Raw genomic sequence first — 3444 nt, 5'->3', positions numbered from 1 at the left:
CCTCGGTTTTTATTGGGCCGGTGTAGAAAAACTCGATTTTTCTATATAATTTTGTTGTTTGATATTCCTTTTGATTAACGGTCGGGGAAAGGAAGTGTTCACCACACTATGGGGATGGAATGCAACTAAGTTGCATGAATAATAAACTAATTTTGCTGCTCGAAAGGATAAATACGGATGGGAAGTAATTGAACAAATATCTGTATCGGTTTGTTTATATAATGAAAATAATAATATATGGGTAATATAGCAAAGCAAGCATTTCCCGTGATTAATATGCATTGTGCGGGATGTGCGAATAATGTTGAAAGGACGGTAAGCAGATTGCCGGGAGTTACTGAGGCTTCCGTTAATTTTGCTTCCAATACGTTGACTGTCTCATACGAGAAAGACAAACTGACTCCCGGTGAGATTCGTGCGGCAGTACTTGCGGCAGGTTACGATTTGATTGTGGAAGAAGCTCATAAAGAAGAACGTCAGGAAGAGGAGCAGCATCAACGCTACGTTCGTTTGAAATGGAAAGTGATTGGTGCGTGGATTTTTGCGGTACCGTTGCTGATGTTCTCTATGGTATTTATGCATATGCCTTATTCCAATGAGATTCAGATGGGACTTGCTGTTCCCGTTATCGTCTTTTTCGGCGGTGAGTTCTTTACCGGAGCCTGGAAACAGGCAAAGATAGGGCGGAGCAATATGGATACTTTGGTTGCACTGAGTACCTCCATCGCTTTCCTGTTCAGCTTGTTTAATACGTTCTTCCCCAGATTCTGGTATGCCCGTGGATTGGAACCGCACGTTTATTACGAGGCTTCTGCGGTGATTATCGCTTTCGTGCTGACAGGCAAACTGATGGAGGAGCGGGCGAAAGGAAATACTTCCACTGCTATTCGCAAGCTGATGGGTTTGCAGCCTAAAACAGCCCGTGTGCTGCGCAACGGAGGGGAAGAGGAGATTCTGATTGAACAGTTGCAAACCGGTGATTTGGTCGTTGTCCGTCCGGGGGAGCAGATTCCTGTGGATGGTACACTTTCCGAAGGCGACTCGTATGTTGATGAAAGTATGATAAGCGGAGAGCCTGTGCCGGCACAGAAAAAGAAAGGTGATAAAGTGTTGGCGGGGACTATCAATCAACGCGGTTCGTTCATCATCCGTGCGGCGCAAGTCGGCAGTGAGACGGTGCTGGCACGTATCATTCACACAGTGCAGGAGGCACAAGGAAGCAAAGCTCCCGTGCAGCGTATTGTCGATCGCATTACGGGTATATTTGTGCCCGTCGTGTTGGGTATTGCCATACTGACTTTTGTCTTGTGGGTGGTTATTGGCGGCAGTGAATATATATCTTACGGTGTATTGTCCGCTGTATCGGTTCTTGTCATCGCTTGTCCGTGTGCTTTAGGGCTTGCCACGCCTACCGCATTGATGGTGGGAATCGGCAAAGCGGCCGGTCAGCATATTCTGATTAAGGATGCGGTCGCTTTGGAGCAAATGCGCAAAGTCGACGTTGTGGTGCTGGATAAGACCGGTACATTGACAGAGGGTCGTCCCACGGCTACCGGATGGTTATGGGCACAGTCTCAGGAGCCGCATTATAAAGCTGTGCTTTTAGCTGCGGAGATGAAATCGGAGCATCCGCTTGCCGGAGCCATAGTCACTGCGCTTCAGAACGAAAGAATACAGTCTGCTGCATTAGACAGCTTTGAAAGTATCACCGGGAAAGGTATCAAAATCGCCTTTCAAGGCAAGGTATATTGGGTAGGTAGCCATAAGCTGTTGAAGGATTTCGGTGCGGCGATAAGTGATGTGATGGCTGAAATGTCAGTCGGCTATGAATCGGACGGTAACGGAATTATATACTTTGGTTGTGAGAATGAATTACTGGCCGTTATAGCCGTTTCCGACCCGATAAAAGCAACCTCTGCCGAAGCGGTGAAAGAATTGAAGCGGCAGGGTATCGACATCTGTATGCTGACGGGCGACGGGCAACGGACGGCTTCGGCTGTTGCTTCCCGTTTGGGAATCGAACGTTTTGTTTCCGATGCTCTTCCGGCTGATAAAGCCGATTTTGTGAAAGAACTGCAACTGCAAGGAAAGAGAGTGGCTATGGTAGGTGACGGTATCAATGATTCGCAGGCTTTGGCTTTGGCGGATGTCAGCATTGCTATGGGAAAAGGAACGGATATTGCGATGGATGTTGCGATGGTGACTCTGATGACATCCGATCTCCTGCTACTTCCCAAAGCATTCCGGTTATCCAGGCAGACAGTCAGACTGATTCGCCAAAATCTCTTTTGGGCATTTATTTATAACCTGATAGGTATTCCTATCGCTGCCGGTATTCTCTTCCCTTTGAACGGGCTGCTGTTGAATCCGATGTTGGCAAGTGCCGCTATGGCTTTCTCCAGCGTGAGCGTGGTACTCAATTCGCTGAGTCTGGGCAGAAGAGGATAGAAATAGAAAAGAATGGAAGCGGCTATAAGTAAGTGCCGGCCTGTCATGCTTTTCTGTTTCGGAATTCCAACGGGGTCATTCCCACATATCGTCTGAAATATTTGCCGAAGAAAGAAGCGCTGGGGAAGTTTAGCGAATAAGCAATCTCCTGTATGGTCATGTTCGTGGCTTTCAGTTTGGCTTTGGCGTCCATGATAACGATATAGGCAATCGTGTCCAATACACTTTTTCCGGTTACTTGGCGCACTGTGGTGCTCAGATGTTGGAGGGAGACCCCCAATTTGTCCGCATAGAACTGTGCCCGGCGTTCGTGCTTGTAATTCTCGGTGATGGCTTGAATCAGTTCCCGGCATATTTCCTTCTTGCGGTTTGAGTTGTTGTTCTTTTCTGGGTAGTTGCGATATATCAGCCGTATACTTGTCAGAATGGTTTGAAGAGCCAATTCGACCAATTCAGAGTCCATCTCAAAGTTCTCGTTGCAACTGGTCCGTGTCAGCAGAGCGAAATAATCTTTCAGATAGCCAGCCACCTCTTCCGTAAGCGGCATTACCGGTTGTTCAATCAGTTTGGGATAGGCGTTTCCGATACTTTTTATCAGATTGATTCGTCCGGTACAGCGGGCGGAGAACCCGGCGAAAGAGAGACAGACCTTCTCTGTCTTTTCGCGGAACTGGATGATGGTTCCTGGCAACAACGTTATCAGGTCGTTCGGGCGGATTTCATAATCAAGCAAATTAATGGAAGCCTTCATCGAGCCTTCGGTACATATGGCGACGATACAAGCCTGCAAACGGCAGGATTGCTTGTAAATATTCAGAATATCTTCCGTGACATTCGTCCATGCTAATACTTCGGTAGGCAGGTCTACCTGCGGAAAGTCCATTTTCATAGATGTATTTGCTATATTCTACCGACAAATGTACACATTTTCTTTTTATTTCGTACCTTTCCTCTAAAAAGAAAAATCTCCCGCTCTTATATTCGCATGTAACTTAC

Annotated in this window: 2 protein-coding genes; one reads left to right on the top strand and one right to left on the bottom strand. The window is 47.0% G+C overall.

Annotation, left to right across the window (positions count from 1 at the left end; translation table 11 throughout):
• Positions 1–237: 237 nt before the first annotated feature.
• Positions 238–2448 (top strand): heavy metal translocating P-type ATPase, encoded by a 2211-nt coding sequence (locus QZ331_RS14410; RefSeq protein WP_294631453.1) that lies wholly within the window; start codon positions 238–240, stop codon positions 2446–2448.
• Between the two features lie 43 nt (positions 2449–2491).
• Here QZ331_RS14410 and QZ331_RS14405 read toward each other — a convergent pair whose 3' ends face one another.
• The gene (locus QZ331_RS14405; protein WP_294631451.1) at positions 2492–3337 is read right to left on the bottom strand and encodes a helix-turn-helix domain-containing protein; all 846 of its coding nucleotides are present in this window, start codon (positions 3335–3337) and stop codon (positions 2492–2494) included.
• Positions 3338–3444: the final 107 nt, after the last annotated feature.

The organism is uncultured Bacteroides sp., assembly GCF_910586915.1.
Taxonomy (GTDB): Bacteria; Bacteroidota; Bacteroidia; order Bacteroidales; family Bacteroidaceae; genus Bacteroides.
Note: the sequence above shows the minus strand (reverse complement) of the source record. Positions and strands in the feature narration are given on the sequence as shown.